The organism is Bacillus sp. HMA207, assembly GCF_003402455.1.
Classification (GTDB): Bacteria; Bacillota; Bacilli; order Bacillales; family Bacillaceae_G; genus Bacillus_A; species Bacillus_A cereus.
In genome coordinates, this window is sequence record NZ_BEZT01000001.1 from 1,207,941 (window position 1) to 1,231,239 (window position 23,299).

The window sequence follows — 23,299 nt, forward strand, 5'->3', positions numbered from 1 at the left end:
TTAGCCTAGGGAAATGGTAATTTTATACTCTCTTTTGAAGGTAAAATGTACAAAAAATACTTTTTTTGTCTACAATGTTAGATAAGTGTATTTTTTTAATTGGATTTCACGATGAGTTCACAAGAAGGACACAAAACGTGACTATACTGAAAATACGAATTCACCAGAGAGGGGAAATAAAACATGGGATATTACGACGGACCAAATTTAAATGAAGAGCATAGTGAAACGAGAGAAGTGAGAAAATCAGGTAGTAAAAAAGGCTATTTCTTCACAGGTTTAGTGGGAGCTGTAGTCGGAGCGGTTTCGATTAGTTTTGCAGCACCATATATGCCATGGGCTCAAAATAATGGAGCGCCAGTATCATCATTTAGTTCGGATTCAAAAGTAGAAGGTACTGTAGTTCCTGTTGTAAATAAAGCGAAAAATGAAACTGATTTACCTGGTATGATTGAAGGGGCGAAAGATGTTGTTGTAGGTGTTATTAATATGCAACAAAGTGTTGATCCATTTGCAATGCAACCGACAGGTCAAGAACAACAAGCCGGTTCAGGATCAGGTGTTATTTATAAAAAAGCAGGAAATAAAGCATATATTGTAACAAACAACCACGTAGTAGATGGAGCAAATAAACTTGCTGTGAAGCTGAGCGACGGAAAGCAAGTTGATGCGAAATTAGTTGGTAAGGACCCTTGGTTAGACTTAGCGGTTGTTGAAATTGATGGATCTAATGTAAATAAAGTTGCCACTTTAGGTGATTCAAGTAAACTTCGTGCGGGTGAAAAAGCCATTGCAATCGGTAATCCACTTGGATTTGATGGAAGTGTAACGGAAGGTATAATCAGTAGTAAAGAACGCGAAATTCCGGTTGATATTGATGGGGATAAACGACCAGATTGGCAAGCACAAGTTATTCAAACGGATGCAGCGATTAATCCAGGTAATAGTGGTGGTGCATTATTTAACCAAAATGGTGAAATAATTGGGATTAATTCAAGTAAAATTGCACAACAAGAAGTTGAAGGAATTGGATTTGCTATTCCAATTAACATCGCAAAACCAGTTATTGAATCTCTTGAAAAAGATGGAGTAGTAAAACGTCCAGCTCTTGGAGTAGGTGTTGTTTCACTAGAAGATGTGCAAGCTTATGCAGTCAATCAATTGAAAGTACCGAAAGAAGTAACAAACGGCGTTGTATTAGGTAAAATTTACCCAATATCACCAGCTGAAAAAGCTGGTTTAGAGCAATATGATATTGTAGTAGCATTAGATAATCAAAAAGTAGAGAATGCTCTTCAATTCCGTAAATATTTATATGAAAAGAAAAAAGTAGGCGAGAAAGTAGAAGTTACATTCTACCGTAACGGTCAAAAAATGACGAAATCGGCTACTTTAGCAGATAATTCAGCTACAAAGAATCAATAATCGAAATAAAAGAAAGTCTCTTTCATATTGAAAGAGACTTTCTTTATCGGCTATACTAAAGGAATAGGAGGGATTAATTATGACAATTGAAAACCCAACTCGTACGGAAATTGGTGAAGTGTTAAAGAAAAGCAAAACAATTGCGGTTGTTGGATTATCAGATAAGCCAGAACGTACATCGTATATGGTTTCAAAAGCAATGCAAGATGCTGGATACCGCATTATTCCAGTTAATCCAACAGTAGATGAGGTGCTCGGAGAAAAGGCAGTTTCTTCACTAAAGGATATTAAGGAACACGTTGACATTGTAAATGTATTTCGTCGCTCAGAGTTTTTAATGGATGTTGCAAAAGAATTTGTAGAGATTGATGCAGATGTTTTTTGGGCACAATTAGGAGTACAAGATGAGGAGACATATAAACTTTTAAAAGAAAAAGACTATACTGTAATAATGGATCGTTGTATTAAAGTAGAACATGCGATGACAAAATAGTATAGATTTAAAGGTAGAAAGATTGATTCAGCCCTCATTATAGATAAGTAGGGCCGGTGAACGAGGTGTTCATCATGAGATTTTTTAAAGGCTGTTTTTGGGGATTGTTATTTGTAATCCCATTTTGGATCTTGATCATTTGGATCATAATAAAGGTTTGGAATGTGTAATCTTGGAATACATATCCATTTCTCGTTGACAAACGATTATTTTTCTGAAATAGTAGCCTAGAGGAATCCTTGTGAGAAAACAAGGATTTTTCTATTGAAGATGGTATATAAAAGAGATAAGATAACTTGCCAAAACTATAGTCGAGGCGTTATTCTATAATAGAAACATATGTTCTGATTTTGGATTAGGAAAGGGGCAAGGAGTTTGGCGAAGCATCAGTTCCAATATAATGAAGATGCGATTCAAGTGTTAGAAGGACTTGAAGCCGTTCGAAAACGCCCGGGTATGTATATCGGGAGTACGGATAGCCGTGGATTGCATCATTTAGTATATGAAATAGTAGATAACTCCGTTGACGAAGCGTTAGCGGGATTTGGCGACGAAATTTCAGTCGTAATACATAAAGATAATAGTATTAGCGTTATAGATAAAGGGCGAGGAATGCCTACGGGAATGCATAAACTTGGGAAACCTACACCTGAAGTTATTTTAACTGTACTTCATGCAGGTGGTAAGTTTGGTCAAGGTGGCTATAAAACGAGTGGTGGTTTACACGGTGTTGGGGCATCAGTTGTAAACGCTTTGTCAGAATGGTTAGTAGTAACAATTAAGCGTGATGGTAACATTTATGAACAACGTTTTGAAAATGGTGGCGTTCCTGCAACAACGTTAGAGAAAATCGGGAAAACAAAAGAGTCTGGTACGACAATGCATTTCAAACCAGATACAACGATTTTCAGCACGACAAATTACAATTATGAAACATTATGTGAGAGATTACGTGAATCTGCATTCTTATTAAAAGGAATGAAAATCTCGATAAAAGACGAACGTAATGATTTAGAAGATATATTTCATTATGAAACAGGAATCGAAGCTTTCGTTTCATATTTAAACGAAGAAAAAGATTCAATTCACCCGGTTGTATATTTCACTGGTGAACAAAACGGGATTGAAGCAGAACTAGCATTCCAGTTTAATGATGGTTACTCAGAAAATATTCTTTCGTTTGTAAATAACGTACGTACAAAAGATGGTGGAACACACGAAGCTGGATTTAAAACAGCGATGACGCGTGTGTTTAACGAGTATGCTCGTAAAGTAGCACTATTAAAAGAAAAAGATAAAAACTTAGAAGGTACAGATATTCGTGAAGGTGTAGCGGCTATCGTTTCGGTACGTGTACCAGAAGAAGTGCTTCAGTTTGAAGGGCAAACGAAGGGGAAACTAGGTACAAGTGAAGCGCGTTCTTCAATTGATGCCATTGTATCTGAGCATTTAGCATACTTTTTAGAAGAAAACCCTGATGTAGCTACACTTCTTGTGAGAAAAGCAATTAAAGCAGCACAAGCCCGTGAAGCAGCCCGTAAAGCAAGAGAAGAAGCGCGTAGTGGTAAGAAAAAGAAAAAATCAGAAGGTACGTTAAGCGGGAAATTAACACCTGCACAATCACGTAACCCGCAAAAAAATGAACTGTACCTAGTAGAGGGTGACTCTGCCGGTGGTTCTGCGAAACAAGGACGAGACCGACGTTTCCAGGCCGTATTACCGTTACGTGGTAAAGTAATTAATACAGAAAAAGCAAAGCTTGCTGATATCTTTAAAAATGAAGAGATTAATACAATCATTTATGCGATTGGCGGCGGTGTAGGAAATGAATTTGATGTTGAAGATATTAACTACGATAAAGTTGTAATTATGACCGATGCCGATACGGATGGGGCTCATATTCAAGTATTGTTATTAACGTTCTTCTACAGATATATGAAGCCACTTATCGAAGCTGGTAAAGTATTTATCGCACTTCCTCCTTTATACAAAGTAAGTAAAGGAAAAGGTAAGAGTGAGGTAATTGAATACGCTTGGTCAGATGAGGAATTAGACGGTGTAACGAAAAAAGTTGGAAAAGGCTATATGTTACAACGTTATAAAGGACTTGGTGAAATGAATGCGGATCAATTATGGGAAACAACAATGAATCCTGAAACGCGTACATTAATTCGCGTGAAAATTGATGATGCAGCAAGAGCAGAGCGTCGCGTTACAACATTAATGGGCGATAAAGTAGAACCGCGCCGTAAATGGATTGAACGTAATGTACAGTTTGGTATGCAAGAAGAAGGAAATATTTTAGAAAATGAAATGATTATGGAGACGGAGGTGGAATAACATGCAAGCAGAGAAGTTTCATGACCTCCCGCTTGAAGACGTGTTAGGTGATCGCTTTGCACGTTATAGTAAATATATTATTCAAGATCGTGCACTTCCAGATGCACGTGATGGCTTAAAGCCAGTACAAAGACGTATTTTATATTCTATGTATGTAGAAGGTAATGTACATGATAAAGCGTTTCGTAAATCAGCTAAAACAGTAGGTAATGTTATCGGTAATTATCATCCACATGGAGATTCCTCTGTATATGAAGCAATGGTACGCTTAAGCCAAACTTGGAAAGTACGTAATGTTTTAGTTGAAATGCATGGTAATAACGGTAGTGTTGATGGGGACCCAGCGGCAGCGATGCGTTATACGGAAGCTCGTTTATCACCAATCGCATCTGAATTATTACGTGATCTTGATAAAGAAACAGTTGAATTCGTGTCAAACTTTGATGATACGAGTGAAGAACCAGTTGTATTACCAGCAGCGTTCCCGAATTTATTAGTGAACGGATCTACAGGGATTTCCGCTGGTTATGCAACAGAAATTCCTCCGCATCATCTTGGAGAAGTTATTGATGCTACAATGATGCGTATCGATAAGCCAAATAGTACTGTTGACGATTTATTAACAGTTATGAAAGGACCAGATTTCCCAACAGGCGGTATTATTCAGGGGATTGATGGTATTAAAAAGGCGTATGAAACAGGTAAAGGTAAAATTATTATTCGCGGAAAAGCAGAAGTTGAAACAGTGCGCGGTGGGAAACAACAAATTGTAATCACTGAAATTCCTTACGAAGTGAATAAGGCAAACCTTGTAAAGAAAATGGATGAATTACGTCTAGATAAAAAGTTAGATGGTATTGCTGAAGTGCGTGATGAGACAGATCGTACTGGTTTACGAATTGTTGTTGAATTAAAGAAAGAAGCAAACTCCGAAGGTATTTTAAATTATTTATATAAAAATACAGATTTGCAAATTCCATATAACTTTAATATGGTAGCGATCAATAATCGTCGTCCAACACTTATGACATTACCGAAAATTTTAGATGCTTATATTGGACATCAAAAAGAGGTTATTACGAGACGTTCGCAATATGAATTAAGAAAAGCAGAAAATCGTCAACATATTGTAGAAGGTTTAAAGAAAGCATTATCGATTTTAGACCAAGTAATTGAGACAATTCGAGCTTCAAAAGATAAACGTAACGCGAAAGATAATTTAAGTGCAAAATTTGGCTTTACAGAAGCACAAGCAGAAGCAATTGTTTCCTTGCAATTATATCGCTTAACGAATACAGACATTACGGCGTTACAAGAAGAAGCAGATGAGCTTAATAAGAAAATTATTGAGCTACAGGCAATTTTACAAAGTGAAAAAAGATTACTTCAAGTAATTAAAACAGATTTAAAGAGAGTTAAGAAAACATATAGTGATGATCGACGCGCGATTATTGAAGATCAAATCGAGGAAATTAAAATCGATGTAGAAGTGATGATCCCACAAGAAGATGTCATCGTTACTGTAACGAAAGAAGGATATGTGAAACGTACTGGATGGCGCTCACATAATGCCTCAAACGGCAAAGACTTCGGTATGAAAGAGGGTGACATCTTACTTGAACGATTCGATACGAATACGACAGAGACAGTCCTCTTATTTACGAATAAAGGAAACTATATATATCTGCCAGTATACGAAATGCCAGATATTCGTTGGAAAGATTTAGGTCAGCACGTTGCTAATATCGTTTCACTCGACCGGGATGAAACAATCATTTGGGCAACGGTTGTACCGAACTTTGAGGAAGAAAAACGATTTATCGTATTTGTAACACGAAATGGTATGATAAAGAAAACAGAATTAAATCAATATAAAGTTCAGCGTTATTCAAGGGCATTCGTTGCTGTAAACTTGAAAAAAGATGATGAAGTTGTCGATATATTTGCGACAGATGGAACGAGTGATATTGTTCTTGCTACACACGGTGCATATGCACTTATTTTCCATGAAGATGAAGTAAGTCCAGTCGGTGTAAGAGCTGCTGGTGTTAAAGCAATTAATTTAAAAGAAGATGACTATGTCGCTTCTGGTAAACCGTTAAATGGTGACAAAGATCAACTTATTCTCGTAACACAGCGCGGTGCTGTAAAACGTCTAAAAGCATCAGAAATTGAAAAGTCAACGAGGGCGAAACGCGGTCTTGTTATTTTCAAAGAATTAAAACGTAATCCGTACCGCATTGTCGGTATTGAAATTGTTCGGGACGATGAATTAGTTTACATGAAGACAGAGAAAAACATTGTAGAAGAGATTGATCCGAAAGCGTATCGAAATAAAGACCGGTATAGTAATGGTAGCCTTGTGCTAGATGTTAATGATACTGGTGAAGTAGTAGAAACGTGGACGAAGAAAAGACCAGAATAAAGAGGGCATCTTGCTATGAATAGTAGCAAGATGCTTTTTTCTAGGCAATTTATTATGTAAATAATAATAATCTTGTTATAATAACTGAATGAAATCGTTCTCATAAAGTGAAACTTTAATCAATGGGGAGTTTCTTCATCCTCACTGATTATTAGTTGAACCAATCGGGCTTTAACAAGCAGTTGATTCCTCACCTAATGCCTTAGCTTTCACTGAATTTTGAGTTAGGAATCTTACTGCCCGTTAAAGCGGGACAAATGGAGGGGCAACATGAAAAAAATAGGTGTAGGGATTGTAGGATATGGTTTTTCTAGTACGACATTTCATATCCCACTATTACAAACAATAGAAGAATATGATATTCGTGCTGTATTATCCTCAAAAGAAGAGGTAGTAAAAGAAACATTACCAAACGCTAATGTTGTTAGTACAATTGATGAATTGGTGAAGCGAGCTGATGTTGACTTAGTTGTTATTACATCACCTAATACAACTCATTTTCCATATGTAAAAGAAGCAATTTTAAAAGGTAAGCATGTTGTTGTAGAAAAACCATTTGTTGTCTCAATTGAAGAAGGAGAAGAGCTTATTTCATTAGCAGAGCAGCATAATGTAATGTTAAGCGTATATCATAATCGTCGTTTTGATAATGATTTCTTAACAATTAAGAAATTGTTAGGAGAAAACAGAGTAGGGAATGTATACGCATATGAATCGAATTTTGATCGTTTCCGTCCACATGTACGTGATCGATGGAGAGAAAAAAATCTACCAGGATCCGGTATATTATACGATTTAGGATCGCATTTAATTGACCAAGCGTTATCAATATTCGGGAAACCAGATGCGATAAGTGCAGATGTAATAAAACAACGACCAGGTGCAGAGGTGGATGATTATTTCCACATAGTACTTCATTACGGAGTTAAACGTGTCATTTTACGTAGTAGCAGTTATGTGAAAAAAGCTGGACCGCATTTTATAGTGCATGGAGAGAAAGGTTCTATCGTGAAGTACGGTATGGATTCGCAGGAAGAGCAATTAAAAAATGGAATGAAGCCAGGTGATAACGGTTATGGAGTAGACGATGAAGAGGATTTTGCTACTTTAGAAACAGAAGAAAGCTTAGAGCGTATTCCAACAGAAGTCGGTTGTTATGACAATTATTATAAAGGTGTACGAGATAGTATATTAAATGGTGAGGAACTACCTGTAACAGCAAAAGAAGGTTTAGATGTTATTAAACTGATTCAATTAGCGATTGAAAGTAGTGAAAAGGGTAGAGTCATTTCTATAAAATAAAAAAGACACGAAATTCGTGTCTTTTTTATTTTTGTGGAACAGAAAGACCATAGAAGAACATCGTAACGATATCTTTTATATGTTTTTCCCGATCTCCTTCAAGAAGTTGTGCTCCAAATTCATCACCTAATTTTGTAAACATTTGAATGTAAAGTAACATCATTTCTTTAGTAAGGTGTGGATTAATTTCGTTTTTGCGCTGAGCTCGTTCTAATATTTCTAAATACCAGGGTAGGATTTTTTCATTTTGATAACTATAAATAAACTTACGGAGTTCTTCGTCCCTTTGCATCATTTGTAGTAACATATCAGGTTGAAATAATCCGCCAGTATTCATTTTTCTTACAATCATTTTTTGCATCATATCATGAAAAGGTAATTTTTCTTCTGCAAGCTCTTTATAATATTGAAATTCAGATATGATAAATTCTTGTATAAGCTCCCTAAATAACGCATCTTTACTTCCGAAATGATTATAAATTGTAACTTGAGAAACGTTTGCTTCTTTTGCGATATGTTCTATTTTCACTTCATTAAATCCACGTTCTGAAAATAATACGAATGCTGCTTCTTTAATGGCACGCTTTTTCTTTTCTTTTACTCTTTCAAAGCCGTTCAATGCAATCACCTCACTTAAAATATACAAGAAAAAATAATGGAAAACAATAATTTTGAAATATGGACTAATAAATATTTCAAAAAGTTGTTGCGAATATGGAAGATGAGGAGTACAATAATTTTGAAATATCATACATTAAATATTTCAAAAAATGAGGTGGAATTATGATTTCAGTTCAAGATGTCACAAAACAGTTTTCGAACGGAAAAGGTTTGTTTCATATTACATTTGATGTAAAAGAGGGAGAAGTATTTGGTTATTTAGGACCGAATGGTGCCGGGAAATCAACGACGATTCGTAATTTAATGGGATTTATAAAACCGACAACTGGTAAAGCGACAATTTTTGGATTAGATTGTTGGAATGAAGCGGCGAAAATTCAAAGGGAAGTTGGTTACTTACCGGGTGAAATTTCTTTTATTGAAGGAATGAACGGATTAGAGTTTTTAAAATTAATGCAAGGAATGCGAGGATTAAAGGATACGAAAAGACGAGATGAACTGATAGAGCGTCTGCAATTTGATGTGAAAACACCGATTCGCAAAATGTCTAAAGGAATGAAGCAAAAAGTAGGGATAGTCGCTGCATTTATGCACGATCCAGAGGTGTTAATTTTAGATGAACCAACATCTGGACTTGATCCACTTATGCAGCAAGTATTTATAGATTTAATATTAGAGGAAAAGCAAAGAGGAAAAACAATCCTAATGTCATCACATATTTTTACTGAAATTGAGAGAACTTGTGATAGAGTAGCTATTATTAAAGATGGTCGACTCGTAACGGTTGAAAATATTCACGATTTACAAAGTATGAGAAGACAGGTGATAGATGTAACAGTATCATCACAAGAAGAGATTGAGTCCCTTACAAAGTGTAATTTGCAATTTGAAGCGGTAAAAGGCAGAGAGGCATCTATCATTGTACAAGGAAACTATCAAACTGTTTTACAAACACTTTCAAACTATAATGTAACGGCACTTCAAACGAGAGCGATGGATTTAGAACATTTATTTATGCATTATTACGATAAGAAAGAAGGGGTAACGCATGAATAAGCAATTATTTTTAGCTAGTTTGAAAGAAACACAAAAAAATATTTTGAGTTATGCGTCTGGTGCAGCTTTATATCTGTGGTTATTAATTTGGATATTCCCGTCAATGGTATCAGCGAAAGGGCTAAATGAATTAATAGCTGCCATGCCTGATAGCGTGAAAAAAATCGTTGGTATGGAAAGTCCGATTCAAAACGTAATGGATTTTCTAGCGGGCGAATACTATAGTCTATTATTTATTATCATTTTAACAATTTTTTGCGTAACAGTTGCGACACATTTAATTGCTCGTCATGTAGATAAAGGCGCAATGGCATACTTGCTAGCAACACCTGTATCTAGAGTGCAAATTGCGATTACACAAGCTGCTGTTCTCATATTGGGACTTCTAATTATTGTATCTGTTACGTATGTAGCTGGGTTAGTAGGTGCAGAATGGTTTTTACAAGATAATAACTTAAATAAAGAATTATTTTTGAAGATAAATGTAGTCGGAGGGCTCATATTTTTAGTCATTAGTGCGTATTCATTTTTCTTTTCTTGTATATGTAATGACGAAAGAAAAGCACTAAGTTATTCAGCGAGTTTAACTATCTTATTTTTCGTATTGGATATGGTAGGGAAGTTAAGTGATAAGTTAGAATGGATGAAAAACCTATCATTATTCACGCTGTTTCGTCCGAAAGAAATTGCTGAAGGATCATATAATATATGGCCGGTAAGTATAGGTTTAACTACTGTAGCGCTTTGTATTTTTATCGTAGCGATTGTAGTATTTAGGAAGAGGGATTTACCGTTATAGAGTAGAAAGTCCACTGAGAAAGTGGGCTTTTTTTATTTGTAAATTTAAACTATTATGTTTATTGCATCCTTATAAAGGATATTTATCTTTTTAGTTACAAAAATATTCAAAAAAGTGAACCTTTTTCTAGGTTCATACGTCTAATATATGTAAAGTTAAATTGGAAGTGATGAAGTGAGGATGAAACAGGAGGAGCAATTGTGAAAGTAATCCCTTTATATAAAATGATTGTAAAAGAAGAAACGGATGTTTCTTTAGCGAAAAAAGGTGATCATGAAGCCTTTATAGCGCTTATACATACAGAAAAAGCGAAGATGTATCGAATAGCAAAGGCGATGTTACGTGATGAGACAAATATAGAGGATGCGATACAGACAACAATTTTAAAAGCCTATGAAAATATAAAAAAATTAAAAAAAGAAGAATTTTTTCAAACTTGGTTAATTCGAATACTAATAAATGAGTGTAACAATATTATTAGAGCGTATAAAAATGTAATTGTGACAGAAGAGAATGATTATATTATGAGTGCGTGTGATCAGTATGAAGATATAGATTTGTGTAATGCGATTCAATCGTTACATGAAGAATTAAGAGCTGTTACGGTGCTTTATTACTATGAAGACATGAATCAAGAGAGTATAGCAAAGCTGTTAGAAATACCGAAAGGAACAGTGAAATCAAGATTATCACGTGCGAGGGAACAACTACAAAAACGATTAAAGATGGAATAGGGGGTGTAAAGGATGGATAATGAAAAATTATTTGATGAGAAATTAAAAAAGAGAATAAAAGATGAAACTGTTATAGTACCTCCAGAGTTAAATGAAAAGATTAATGGCACGCTACATAATCTTAAGGTAAAAAAGAAGAGTTACAAAATTCATATGATGATAATTAGTGCAGCGGTTTGTATACTTTCAGTGGTATCTATGTCTGAGTTTTCTATACAAAGTTTTGCGCAAAATGGTGGAGTATTTGAATATGTAAAGAAAAAAGCGTTTTCTGATTATGAAAATGAAGAAGAAATAAAATCGAATGTACATTATCCAGATAAAGAAAAGATTCATCAAAAAATGCTAGATTCTATTGATTATTTTAAAAATATTTCAGGACAATTTGAGGAATATTCTAGCTCATCAAGAATTGCTACAACATATAAGTATGCGATTGATACGGAGAAACAAAGAGGTATCTCTTCGAAAGAAGATAAACTAGCCAAAAAACGAACAATTATATATAACGAGGGCAAGAAAAAAGAGTTTGATGATGAGAAGTATACCTATAAAGAGACAAAATGGAACCCGAAAGAAAGAAACAATGAACTATTAAAATTAAATCCTACGGAAAGGTTAGTGAGAAAATCAGATGAGAAAAAGAGATATGATGATGAATATGTAGGGCTAGCTAAATATAGTATTCAATCAGAATTCGCAGATTTATTAATTCGATATAAAGATTGGAATTATAAAGAAACGAAATATCTTGGATTAGATTGCTACAAAATTGAAGGAGTTATAAACATAGAGATGCCTGTTAGCACCTCTGAAGATTTAAGAGGGAAATTCGAAATGGTTGTGGAGAAAAATACAGGGATTATGTTGAAATTTCTTAGTTTTCAAGAAGGCTTGATTCAATATTCAGTTACGACTGAATGGATACAAATAGATAAGGGATTGAAAGAAAGTATGTTTCAAAAGGATAGCGCTAAATATGAAAAAATGAAAAACATATTGGATGAATAGAAACAGGAGGAGAGTAAATGGGGAATCATTCATTTTTAAGAGAAGAGAAAAATAAGCAAAAATATAAAAAGAAAAAGATAATAAGTTTACTACTGGCGGTATTACTATTTGGTGGAATTGGCTATGGAGCCTATGTATATATGAAAACTTCTAGTCTTGTACAAAAATCTAATTTGAATTTAGCACGAGGTGAAAAATCTAATTTACGTGAGAAATCTGTAAAGCCAATTGCAAATCATGTTTCACTTTTAATTATGGGAATTGATGAAAATCAAGAACGACAAAAGGAATATAATGGTGCATTTCATACAGATGCATTATTGTTAGCGACTTTTAATAAAGACGATAAAACAGTGAAATTAACGAGCATACCGCGTGATACATATACATATGTTCCAGTTGAAAAGAAAAAAGATAAAATAACCCATGCATATGGAAGTGGTTTCGTTAAAAATGGTAAAGATGGAGGACCGCAAGCTTCTGTGGAAGCGGTAGAGAAATTGTTACAGGTGCCTGTTGATTACTTTGTGAAATTTAATTTTGGTTCCTTTACTAAAATTGTTGATGGGTTAGATGGTATTGAAGTGGATGTCCCAGTTGAATTTACGGAGCAAAATAGTAAAGATGAACCTGATGCGATTCATTTGAAAAAAGGATTACAAAAATTAAATGGGGAAGAAGCACTTGCACTAGCAAGAACGCGCCATATTGATAGTGATGCAATGAGAGGACAGCGCCAACAACTGGTTATTGAAGCGATTTTAAGTAAATTAAAAAGTGTAGGATCGGTTACGAAGCTAGAAAAAATAGTTGAGGCGGTTGATGGTGATTTTAAAACAAATTTAGTAATGGATGATATTTTATCTTTTTATAAATACGGTTTAAACGGTTCAGTTGAAAAAATACAATTAGCTGGTGATGATTTATACTTACCTAATGGCCCAAACGGGCAACGTGTATATTATTATAATCCTAATAAAAAAGATCTACAGAGTTTGAGTAATACTCTTAGAACACATCTAGGATTAAGTGAAAAACAGATTGAGGAGAATTAAAGCAGATGTAATGTCTGCTTTTTTATTATGTTAAATAGTATGTCTTTTATCCTTAAATGTTATATACTATTTTTAAATTTAAGATAATAGTGTAACATAAATTATAGTTTAAGTTAAATAACAGGGGGGCTATTACATAGAATATATCATTAGCAATTATTGAAATAGTATGGGAGAAATGAAAATACAGGGGAGTATCAAAAATGAGAATCGTAAAGAATTTAACATTCCAAGTTATTGTGGCTATTATTTGTGGTATTGCAGTAGGGGCAATTTGGCCGAGTGTTGGACAACAAATGAAGCCAATTGGTGAAACATTCATCAATATGATTAAAATGGTTATTGCACCGATTATCTTTTTAACAATTGTGCTAGGTATTGCAAGTATGGGAAGTATGAAAAAGGTAGGCCGTGTTGGTGGGAAGGCACTATTATATTTTGAAATTGTTACAACAGCGGCTTTAATTATTGGTATCATCGTAGCGAATGTTGTACGTCCAGGAGATGGATTAGATCCCTCAAAACTAAAGGGCGGAGATGTTTCACAATATGTTCAAAGCGGACAAGAAATGAAATGGATGGATTTCTTTTTACATATCGTGCCGTCTAACATGTTTGAAGCATTTGCCAAAGGTGATATTTTACAAGTTCTGTTCTTCTCCATTTTATTCGGCGCAGGGTTAACGATGTTAGGGAAAAATGGACAACCGGTTATTGACTTTTTTGAAAGATTATCGAAAGTATTTTTTAACATTTTATCAATTGTAATGAAATTAGCACCGGTTGGAGCATTCGGTGGGATGGCATTTACAATTGGGAAGTATGGTTTAAGCACGCTCATACCACTTGGTAAATTAATGATTTGTGTATATGCGACAATGGCATTATTTGTTTTTATTGTTTTAAATTTTATTTGTAAACTGTACAAATTTAGTTTGTGGAAATATTTAGCGCATATTAAAGAAGAATTACTTATTGTTCTCGGGACATCATCGTCAGAATCAGTACTGCCGCGGATGATGACAAAGATGGAAGACTTCGGGTGTTCGAAGCCGGTAGTAGGTTTAGTCATTCCAACAGGTTACTCTTTTAACTTAGATGGAACAACGATTTATTTATCAATGGCAACTATATTTTTAGCGCAAGTTTTTCACGTCGATCTTTCACTAGGTCAACAATTAACTATAATAGCTATTTTGTTAGTTACATCTAAAGGAGCAGCAGCAGTAACCGGCGGGGGATTCATTGTACTAGCATCTACTCTATCTGCAATGAATGTTATCCCATTAGAAGGTTTAGCGTTATTACTTGGTGTAGATCGTTTCATGTCAGAAGCACGTGCTATCGTTAATTTAATTGGTAACGGTATTGCAACTGTAGTTGTTGCGAAAAGTGAAAATGAATTTGATGATGAGAAGTATACGAGAGTAGTAGAGGAAATGAAAAGAGAGAAAATGGTCGGGTAAAAAGTCAGCTTTGCTGACTTTTTTATTTTTGTAGAAAAGATGTTTTTAGATATATGCATTATTTATTAGCAATAATTAACAAGTATTCAAGTGGTAAATGAGATGAAAGTGATTAAAACAACGAATGTGTATGAATGCGAAATAAGGTTTGAACAAAATATGGAATTTTTATGAATATTACTGTAAAAAAATAATTTTTTAAAAATTTTCAATAATAATACTTTACAAAAATTAAAAAATTAGTAGAATAAGAATTAGTAAGAATCGTCTGATAAATATATAGAGAAAAACAGAATTATCAGAAAATTCTTTAATAGCTATCGTTAAGAATTAGGGAGGGTACAAAATGAAAAAGAAACAAATGAAAAAACTAACAGCAGTTGTAGCACCGGTTTTAGCAATGAGCATGGCGTTAACAGCATGTTCTACATCAGGTGGAGATAAGAAGACAAGCACAAATTCTAGCTCTAGTGGAGATAGTAAATCAGGGGAAAAATTAGCAGCAAAACAAGTGTTAAATCGTACAGAAACAAATGAGATCCCAACAATGGATACTTCAAAAAATACAGATACATTAGGTTCTCAAATTTTAGGGAACACAATGGAAGGGTTATATCGATTAGATAAAGATAATAAACCAATCCCAGCTGCAGCAGAATCTAGTACGAAAAGTGAAGATGGTAAAAAATATACATTTAAACTACGTAAAGATGCAAAATGGTCAAATGGTGATCCTGTAACAGCAAAAGACTTTGCTTATGCATGGCAACGATTATTAGATCCAAAAACAACTGCAGAATATGCGTTTATCGCATTCCCAATTAAAAATGCAGAGGCGATTAATAAAGGTGAAAAACCAGTAACTGAACTAGGAGTTAAGGCGGTAGATGACTATACATTAGAAGTTGAATTAGAACAAGCGGTACCATACTTCTTAAACTTAGTAGCGTTCCCATCGTACTATCCATTAAATGAGAAGTTCGTAAAAGAAAAAGGTGATAAATACGGTTTAGAGTCTGATACAACAGTATATAACGGACCATTCGTTCTTACTGATTGGAAGCATGAGCAAGGCTGGAAACTAAAGAAAAATGATCAATATTGGGATAAAAAGACTGTAAAATTAGATGAAATCAACTATAGTGTAGTAAAAGAAATAAATACAAGGGTCAACTTATTTGATACAGGTGCAATTGATTTCGCACTTCTATCAGGTGAATTCGTTGACAAATATAGAAATAACAAAGAGGAGTTTGGCACATACTCACAAGTAAGTACATTCTTCTTACGTATGAATCAAAAACGTGGTGGACAAGATACACCATTAAAGAGTCAGAAATTACGTGAAGCAATCGCGCTTTCTATCGATAAGAAAAACCTAGCAAACGTTATTTTAAATGACGGATCTAAACCAGCAGACTTCTTAGTACCGAAAGGGTTAGCGACTGGACCAGACGGAAAAGACTTCCAAGAAACATTTAAAAATGGTATCAAACCAGATGCGAAAAAAGCTGCTGCAGCCTGGGAAGAAGCGAAAAAAGAACTTGGCAAAGACCAAGTTACAATTGAGTTATTAAACTATGATACTGGTAATGCGAAAAAAGTAGGGGAATATGTAAAAGACCAAATTGAGAAAAATTTAAAAGGTGTAACAGTTAATATTAAACTTCAGCCATTCAAACAAAAACTAAAACTAGAAACAGAGCAAGATTATGATTTATCATATGCTGGTTGGGGACCTGACTATGCTGACCCAATGACATTCTTAGATATGTTCCAGTCTAAACATTCTCATAACCAAATGAGCTTCGCTGATCCAAAGTATGATGATATGATCAAAAAAGCTGGCACTGAATTAATGGGTGACGCGAAGAAACGTTGGGAAGAGCTAGGAAAAGCTGAGAAATTACTTCTTGAGAAAGATGTAGCACTTGTACCTTTATACCAACGTGGTGATGCATATGTTCTAAAACAAAATATTAAAGGTATTGTAAAACATAATATCAGTCCGGAATATAGCTTTAAATGGGCATATGTAACTGAAAAATAATAAAGTTAAAAAAGCATTTCAAAGTAGCTTAGCTACTTTGAAATGCTTTTTTTGTGAGCTTAAAATACTAATTTTTAGTATGGTTAAATAGAGGAGAATAAGGTGTATAGTATGTACATATAGTAGATGGGGGATAAATCCTACTAGAATAAAAAGTCAGAATATTTAAAATTAAACTATTTACAAATGCGAAAAAAAGAGTAGAATAACATTAGTTGTAATTTTCTGAAAAACGAATCTTTAGTAAGGGGTCTCTCAAGGGTTGGTAATGTACATATAATTAGGGAGGGTACAAAAATGAAGAGAAAAAAGATGAAAAAGTTAACGGCAGTTGTAGTACCAGTTTTAGCGATGAGTGTTGCATTGACAGCATGTTCTGGGTCAGGTGGGGAAAAGAAAACGACTACTACATCAAATAGTGGGGAAGAAAAAAAATCTGATATTAAATATGCAGCGAAACAAGTATTAAATCGTACGGAAAACCAAGAAATTCCGACGATGGATACTTCTAAATCTACTGATACATTAGGTGCGCAAATTTTAGGGAACACGATGGAAGGCCTATATCGCCTTGATAAAGATAATAAGCCAATTCCTGCTGCGGCAGAGTCTAGTACGAAAAGTGAAGATGGTAAAAAGTATACGTTTAAGCTGCGAAAAGATGCAAAATGGTCAAATGGTGATCCTGTAACAGCGAAAGATTTCGTTTTCGCATGGCAGCGCTTACTTGATAAGAATACTGCGGCAGAATATGCATTTATTGCTTACTATATTAAAAATGCGGAAGCGATTAATAAAGGAGAAAAACCTGCAACTGAATTAGGAGCGAAGGCGGTAGATGATTACACGCTGGAAGTAGAATTAGAAAAACCGGTACCGTATTTCTTAAATTTATTAGCATTCCCATCATACTATCCATTAAATGAAAAATTCGTAAAAGAAAAAGGTGATAAGTACGGTTTAGAAGCAGATACAACTGTGTATAACGGTCCATTCGTTATGTCTTCATGGAAACATGAACAAGGTTGGCAGCTGAAGAAAAATGATAAGTACTGGGATAAAAAGACTGTGAAATTAGAAGAAATTAACTATAGTGTAGTAAAAGAGGTTGCAACGAAAGTAAACTTATATGATACAGGATCAATTGATTTTACATTACTATCAGGAGAGTTTGTAGATAAATATAAATCGAACAAAGAAGAATATGGTGAGTATGCGGAATCAAGTACATTCTTCTTACGTTTAAATCAAAAACGTAACGGACAAGACACGCCTTTAAAGAGCAAAAAACTTCGTGAAGCAATTGCATTATCAGTTGATAAAAAAGGATTGGCAAATGTAATTTTAAATAATGGATCAAAAGCAACAGATCAATTGGTTCCAAAAGGACTTGCGACAGGGCCAGATGGTAAAGATTATCAAGATACATTTAAAAATGGTCTGAAATATAATCCGAAAAAAGGAGCAGCAGCGTGGGAAGAAGCGAAAAAAGAACTTGGAAAAGATCAAGTTACAATTGAATTGCTAAGTTATGATGATGGAACTGCGAAAAAGATTGCTGACTATGTAAAAGATCAAATTGAGAAAAATTTAAAAGGTGTAACGATTAATACAAAAATTCAGCCGTTCAAACAAAAATTAAAATTAGAAACTGCGCAAGATTATGAAATTTCTTATGCAGGTTGGAGTCCAGACTATGCGGATCCAATGACATTTATTGATATGTTTGAATCGAAGAGCCCGTACAACCAAATGAGTTATTCAAATCCAAAATACGATGAAATGGTGGGAAAAGCAGGTAATGAATTAATGAGTGATGCGAAAAAACGCTGGGAAACGTTAGGGAAAGCTGAAAAGTTATTCCTTGAAGAAGATGCAGGGTTAGTTCCTTTATATCAAACAGGAAGATCGTACGTAATGAAACCGAATGTAAAAGGAATTGTGAAACATAACATCAGTCCAGAATATAGCTTTAAGTGGGCGTATGTAACTGAGGATGGCGGAAAAAAATAAAGTGAAAGCATTTCAAAAGTGGCTGAGCTGCTTTTGAAATGCTTTTTAGTATGCATAAGGGAATAAATCTCGTTAGCCTATTGAGAATCGGGTAGGTAATTAGGAAGGTTCTATCGGAGGAAAATAGAGAGGTCAGTAAGTAGTAAGACAGATGAATGATAGTAAGAGACCTCATGCTAATAAGAAAAATATAGAACGTAGTAATAGATTGGAATAAGGGAAGGGATGTTTACATATAGTAGACGGGGGATAATTCATATAGTAGTTAAAACAGCAAGTTACTATAATAAAAAAATAAATATTTAGAAATTTGCAAAAATACTTTACAAAATCTAAAAAAACAGTAGAATATTAATTAATAAGAATTTTCTGATAACGAAAGTTAGTAGAGAATTTCTAAATGTTAATATCGTACATATAATTGGGGAGGGTACAAAAAAATGAAGAGAAAAAAGATGAAAAAATTGACAGCGGTCGTAGCACCAGTTTTAGTAATGAGTATGGCATTAACAGCTTGCTCTGGATCAGGAGATAAAGAGAAGGCAAGCACAACACCGAAAAGTGGTGAAAAAGAAGGCGGAAAGTTAGCGGCGAAGCAAGTGCTTAATTTAACAGAGTCTCAAGAGATTCCATCTATGGACTCTGCTAAAGCGACAGACCAAGTATCGTTTCTAGCTTTAAACAACGTAATGGAAGGTTTATATCGACTTGATAAAGATAATAAGGCAGCTCCAGGGGTTGCTGAATCATATAAAAAGAGTGATGATGGTAAAAAGTATACATTTACATTAAATAAAAATGCAAAATGGTCAAATGGAGACCCTGTAACAGCGAAGGATTTCGTGTTTGCTTGGAAACGTGCGGTAGATAAAAATACAGCAGCGGAATATGCATACATTATGTTTGATTTAAAGAACGCAAAAGCAATTAATGATGGGAAAGCACCACTTGATACGTTAGGTGTAAAAGCTGTAGATGATTACACATTAGAGGTAGAATTAGAAAATCCAGTTCCTTACTTTGTAGAATTAACTTCATTCGGAACATTCTATCCGTTAAATGAAAAATTCGTAAAAGAAAAAGGTGAAAAATTTGGTTTAGAAGCAGATACAACGTTATACAACGGACCATTTACATTAACAGACTGGAAACATGAAGAAGGATGGAAATTAAAGAAAAATGCACAATATTGGGATAATAAAACAGTTAAGTTAGATGAAATCAACTTTAACGTAGTAAAAGATAGCGGTACACGTGTAAACTTATATGAAAGTGGACAAATCGATCGTGCGGGACTTACATCTGAAATGGTTGACAAATATAAATCAAATCCAGACTTCTATACACAAAAAACACCATCAACGTTCTTCTTACGTTTAAACCAAAAACGTGGTGGGCAAGATACAGTATTAAAAAACAAAGATTTACGTTTAGCGATTGCAAAGGCATATGATAAAAAAGGCTTAACGAACGTTATTTTAAATGACGGATCTACACCGGCAGATTACTTAGTACCAAAAGAATTTGCGAAGAGTCCAGATGGAAAAGACTTCCGTAAAGATAACGGAGATATTTTAAAAACAGATGTGAAAAAAGCAAAAGAGCATTGGGAAAAAGCGAAAAAAGAACTTGGAAAAGAGCAAGTAACGATTGAGCTATTAAACTACGATAGCGATAATGCGAAAAAAGTAGGGGAGTTCTTAAAAGGAGAACTTGAGAAAAACTTACCAGGGTTAACAGTGAACTTGAAAAATCAACCGTTTAAACAAAAGTTAAAATTAGAATCAGATTTAGATTATGATTTATCTTACGCTGGTTGGGGCCCTGATTACTTAGATCCAATGACATTCATTGATATGTTCGTTACAAATGGTCCTCATAACCAAACTGGATATTCAAATCCAAAATATGATGAAATTGTAGAAAAAGGTAAAGGCGAGCTATTAACGAAAACGAAAGAACGTTGGGATAGCTTACTAAAAGCTGAGAAAATGTTACTTGATGATGCTGTAATTGCACCATTATATCAACGTGGTGATGCTATCGTTCAAAGACAGAAAGTAAAAGGTATTGTTCACCATCCAGTTGGTGGAGACTACAGCTATAAATGGGCATATATTACAGAGGATAAATAAGATGAGGGGCGTACAATACGCCCCCTTTTTCTATGCACTTTTCTTCCGTCCTCGAATATATAAAATAAAAAAGGGAGAATCCCATGAAACGAAACACATACATCGATTTCCTAGCTTATTACGGAATAGGAAGTGCTCATCCTGGTGGTTTTACGTTAACAAAACAATTGTTAGCACAACTGCCTTTTAAATATGGAGCGAATGTCCTTGAGATAGGTTGCGGTACGGGGAAAACAGCGGCATATATGACAAGGGAATTTGGTTATAAAGTAACAGCGGTTGAAAAGAATGAAATTATGATTCAAAAGGCAAAAGATAGATGGTTGTTTGAAGGGTTAGATATACAATTAATTGAAGGAAATGTAGAGAATTTACCGTGTTTGAATAACTCATTTGAGTTCGTACTTGGAGAATCAATCATCGCTTTTACAGACAAAGAAAGGGTTATCTCGGAGTGTTATCGTGTATTACAGCAGGACGGTAAGCTTGTTGTCATTGAAATGATTATTGATAGGCACATTGATAAGGGTGAGGAAGAAAAAATCGCCCAATTATATGGTATGAAAGAACTGTTAACTGAGAATGAGTGGGTACAATTATTTCAGAAAGCAAATTTTAAAAGAATTACAATTGCGGGTGGTGGCACGATTGCAGAAACAATCTCTGGCTCTGTAGAAGAGCCAGAATGGAATGTATCCTCACATATTCCGAATGAGTTATATGAGGCGTGGGCACAGCATGAAAATGTACGGCTTATGTACCAACACATTTTAGGGCATCGTATTTTTATATGTGAAAAATAAAGAAAAAGAGTTGGCTAAAGGTAGCCAACTCTTTACTATGTTAAATGAAAAATAATGCAGCTAATGTAATTCCGAAGATGAAACCAAATCCGAGTTCAACACCCCAGCCACAACCGCCGCCTCCCCAGCCGCCGCAACCACAACTACTACAACCACGACCACCACATCCGCAGCTGCTGAATCCACCACCGCATCCGAATCCACAACTATCACACCTGCTAAGGCCTCCACAAAGGTCACAACCACCGTTTGCATAAGCGTCGTAGTATCCGAACCCTGAATCAAAAGATGAGCGCTGTTGCACCGGTTCAATCCATACAGAGTTTTGTGTCACATCGATTATTTTACCTAAATGTATACGGCCATCACGGTCTTCGATCCGAACAACTTTTCCGAAATAACGTTGGCATGTATGATAACATTTTTGTCTATGCATATTCTTTCCTCCTTCCGCATTACAGTAATACGATATGTAAGGGGGACAAGTGCGGCTTGTACGAATGCCCTATCTATCATAATTGTTATAGGAAAGGGGAAATATAAGAAGAGGATATATAAGGAGGAAAAGGCATGAAATCTACAGATCAGTTTCAGACATACGAAGTACCATGGGAAGATTTTATTGAAGCGTTACGAGAGGAAATGAAGAAGCAAGTAGGGACAGATATTATTGATACAGTAGTTTGCAATTTAGAAGATGGTTTTGAAGTGTATACATATGTGCAGGGGGATTTAGATTTTGAATATAAGGAAGCGCTTGAGAGAAAATACGGAAGTGATGCGAAGACACCTAATGTGTTAACGATAATGTTATTAGCTAGTATTTATAATACAGGTGAAGAGAATATACGCTTGCATGCGGATCATAAAGAGAATCCGATTGTTGAAGTGTATGTAAAGCAATGAAACACGCTGTGAAAGGCGTGTTTTTTAATTGTATGATAAAATGTTAGAAAATTAAGAAAGAAGGTGATGAGTTGGGAATTAAACATCTTAATTTAACAGTTGCAGATGTAGTAGCTGCAAGAGAGTTTTTAGAAAAGTATTTTGGCTTAACTTGTAGTGGAACAAGGGGGAATGCCTTTGCAGTTATGCGTGATAATGATGGATTTATACTAACGTTAATGAAAGGGAAAGAAGTTCAGTATCCAAAAACATTTCATGTAGGATTTCCACAAGAAAGTGAAGAACAAGTAGACAAGATAAATCGAAGATTGAAGGAAGATGGATTTTTGGTCGAGCCTCCTAAGCATGCCCATGCGTATACGTTTTATATTGAAGCACCTGGTGGATTTACAATAGAAGTGATGTGTTAAGTCAAAAATCAAACTTTTTGTTATGTGTTTTTAAAATAAAAAGTAGGAAAAGTCTGTTTTAAGCGTGGAGCTTAAACAGGCTTTTTTACTTATATAATTGGATAGAGAATGCTAGAAGGAATATTACCAAGTGTATGATCTGTTTACATAATAAGGTTATGGTGGGTTAGTTGTCCTAAAATACAAGTCATATATCTTGTTTCCTCTCATAAATTTAAACATAGGAATTTGTCTACAAAGGTGGCGAAGCCTCAT

Annotated in this window: 19 protein-coding genes; 17 read left to right on the forward strand and 2 right to left on the reverse strand. The window is 34.8% G+C overall.

All coding sequences use genetic code 11. The features are described from left to right. The first annotated feature begins 183 nt into the window (after positions 1–183). The 5 genes from HMAS_RS06555 to HMAS_RS06575 all read left to right on the forward strand — a co-directional run bounded on the left by HMAS_RS06555 (position 184) and on the right by HMAS_RS06575 (position 7,985). The gene (locus HMAS_RS06555; protein WP_000542646.1) at positions 184–1,425 is read left to right on the forward strand and encodes a S1C family serine protease; all 1,242 of its coding nucleotides are present in this window, start codon (positions 184–186) and stop codon (positions 1,423–1,425) included. Positions 1,426–1,504: 79 nt separating this feature from the next. Beyond that, positions 1,505–1,918, forward strand: coding sequence for a CoA-binding protein (locus HMAS_RS06560; protein WP_044306934.1), 414 nt, complete (start codon positions 1,505–1,507; stop codon positions 1,916–1,918). Positions 1,919–2,293: 375 nt separating this feature from the next. Continuing rightward, the gene (gene parE / locus HMAS_RS06565; RefSeq protein ID WP_001062194.1) at positions 2,294–4,258 is read left to right on the forward strand and encodes a DNA topoisomerase IV subunit B; all 1,965 of its coding nucleotides are present in this window, start codon (positions 2,294–2,296) and stop codon (positions 4,256–4,258) included. A 1-nt stretch (position 4,259) separates the two neighbouring features. Beyond that, positions 4,260–6,683: a DNA topoisomerase IV subunit A gene (parC, locus tag HMAS_RS06570; protein ID WP_001147470.1), complete on the forward strand. Its 2,424-nt coding sequence runs from the start codon at positions 4,260–4,262 to the stop codon at positions 6,681–6,683. Between the two features lie 270 nt (positions 6,684–6,953). Further along, on the forward strand, positions 6,954–7,985 hold the full coding sequence (locus HMAS_RS06575) for an oxidoreductase (RefSeq protein WP_000719782.1): 1,032 nt from the start codon (positions 6,954–6,956) through the stop codon (positions 7,983–7,985). Positions 7,986–8,010: 25 nt separating this feature from the next. On the opposite strand, the gene HMAS_RS06580 is transcribed toward HMAS_RS06575, so the two are convergent. Continuing rightward, positions 8,011–8,613 (reverse strand): TetR/AcrR family transcriptional regulator, encoded by a 603-nt coding sequence (locus HMAS_RS06580; RefSeq protein WP_002024578.1) that lies wholly within the window; start codon positions 8,611–8,613, stop codon positions 8,011–8,013. A gap of 155 nt (positions 8,614–8,768) precedes the next feature. Here HMAS_RS06580 and HMAS_RS06585 point away from each other — a divergent pair, with 155 nt between their 5' ends. The 10 genes from HMAS_RS06585 (at position 8,769) to HMAS_RS06630 (ending at position 21,728) form a co-directional block, all read left to right on the forward strand. Further along, positions 8,769–9,662, forward strand: a complete 894-nt coding sequence (locus HMAS_RS06585; RefSeq protein WP_000626577.1) for an ABC transporter ATP-binding protein — start codon at positions 8,769–8,771, stop codon at positions 9,660–9,662. Beyond that, positions 9,655–10,461: an ABC transporter permease subunit gene (locus HMAS_RS06590; protein ID WP_001041419.1), complete on the forward strand. Its 807-nt coding sequence runs from the start codon at positions 9,655–9,657 to the stop codon at positions 10,459–10,461. Before HMAS_RS06585 ends, HMAS_RS06590 begins: the two co-directional genes overlap by 8 nt. A gap of 200 nt (positions 10,462–10,661) precedes the next feature. After that, positions 10,662–11,195: an RNA polymerase sigma factor gene (locus HMAS_RS06595; protein ID WP_000864730.1), complete on the forward strand. Its 534-nt coding sequence runs from the start codon at positions 10,662–10,664 to the stop codon at positions 11,193–11,195. Positions 11,196–11,207: 12 nt separating this feature from the next. Then, positions 11,208–12,206 (forward strand): hypothetical protein, encoded by a 999-nt coding sequence (locus tag HMAS_RS06600; protein ID WP_000368255.1) that lies wholly within the window; start codon positions 11,208–11,210, stop codon positions 12,204–12,206. Positions 12,207–12,223: 17 nt separating this feature from the next. Continuing rightward, entirely contained in the window at positions 12,224–13,261 is a 1,038-nt protein-coding gene (locus HMAS_RS06605; protein ID WP_000526716.1) for an LCP family protein, read from the forward strand. Between the two features lie 203 nt (positions 13,262–13,464). Continuing rightward, positions 13,465–14,727, forward strand: a complete 1,263-nt coding sequence (locus HMAS_RS06610) for a dicarboxylate/amino acid:cation symporter (protein WP_001223628.1) — start codon at positions 13,465–13,467, stop codon at positions 14,725–14,727. Positions 14,728–15,073: 346 nt separating this feature from the next. Further along, the gene (locus tag HMAS_RS06615; RefSeq protein WP_000730161.1) at positions 15,074–16,777 is read left to right on the forward strand and encodes a peptide ABC transporter substrate-binding protein; all 1,704 of its coding nucleotides are present in this window, start codon (positions 15,074–15,076) and stop codon (positions 16,775–16,777) included. Positions 16,778–17,074: 297 nt separating this feature from the next. After that, positions 17,075–18,790 (forward strand): peptide ABC transporter substrate-binding protein, encoded by a 1,716-nt coding sequence (locus tag HMAS_RS06620; protein WP_000823466.1) that lies wholly within the window; start codon positions 17,075–17,077, stop codon positions 18,788–18,790. A gap of 440 nt (positions 18,791–19,230) precedes the next feature. After that, positions 19,231–20,925, forward strand: coding sequence for a peptide ABC transporter substrate-binding protein (locus tag HMAS_RS06625; protein ID WP_000823441.1), 1,695 nt, complete (start codon positions 19,231–19,233; stop codon positions 20,923–20,925). An 83-nt stretch (positions 20,926–21,008) separates the two neighbouring features. Further along, a complete protein-coding gene (locus tag HMAS_RS06630) occupies positions 21,009–21,728 on the forward strand; it encodes a class I SAM-dependent methyltransferase (protein WP_000828241.1) in 720 nt (239 codons plus the stop codon). Positions 21,729–21,768: 40 nt separating this feature from the next. Here the strand turns inward: HMAS_RS06630 and HMAS_RS06635 are convergent, their stop codons facing one another. After that, the gene (locus tag HMAS_RS06635) at positions 21,769–22,164 is read right to left on the reverse strand and encodes a hypothetical protein (protein ID WP_000555006.1); all 396 of its coding nucleotides are present in this window, start codon (positions 22,162–22,164) and stop codon (positions 21,769–21,771) included. A 134-nt stretch (positions 22,165–22,298) separates the two neighbouring features. On the opposite strand from HMAS_RS06635, the gene HMAS_RS06640 reads away from it, so the two are divergent. Together HMAS_RS06640 and HMAS_RS06645 are read left to right on the forward strand one after the other, a co-directional pair. Beyond that, a complete protein-coding gene (locus tag HMAS_RS06640) occupies positions 22,299–22,634 on the forward strand; it encodes a hypothetical protein (RefSeq protein ID WP_000842887.1) in 336 nt (111 codons plus the stop codon). Between the two features lie 71 nt (positions 22,635–22,705). After that, positions 22,706–23,044 carry a VOC family protein gene (locus tag HMAS_RS06645; RefSeq protein WP_000511518.1) on the forward strand — a complete coding sequence of 113 codons (339 nt, stop codon included), beginning with the start codon at positions 22,706–22,708 and terminating at the stop codon, positions 23,042–23,044. The last annotated feature ends 255 nt before the right edge of the window (positions 23,045–23,299 follow it).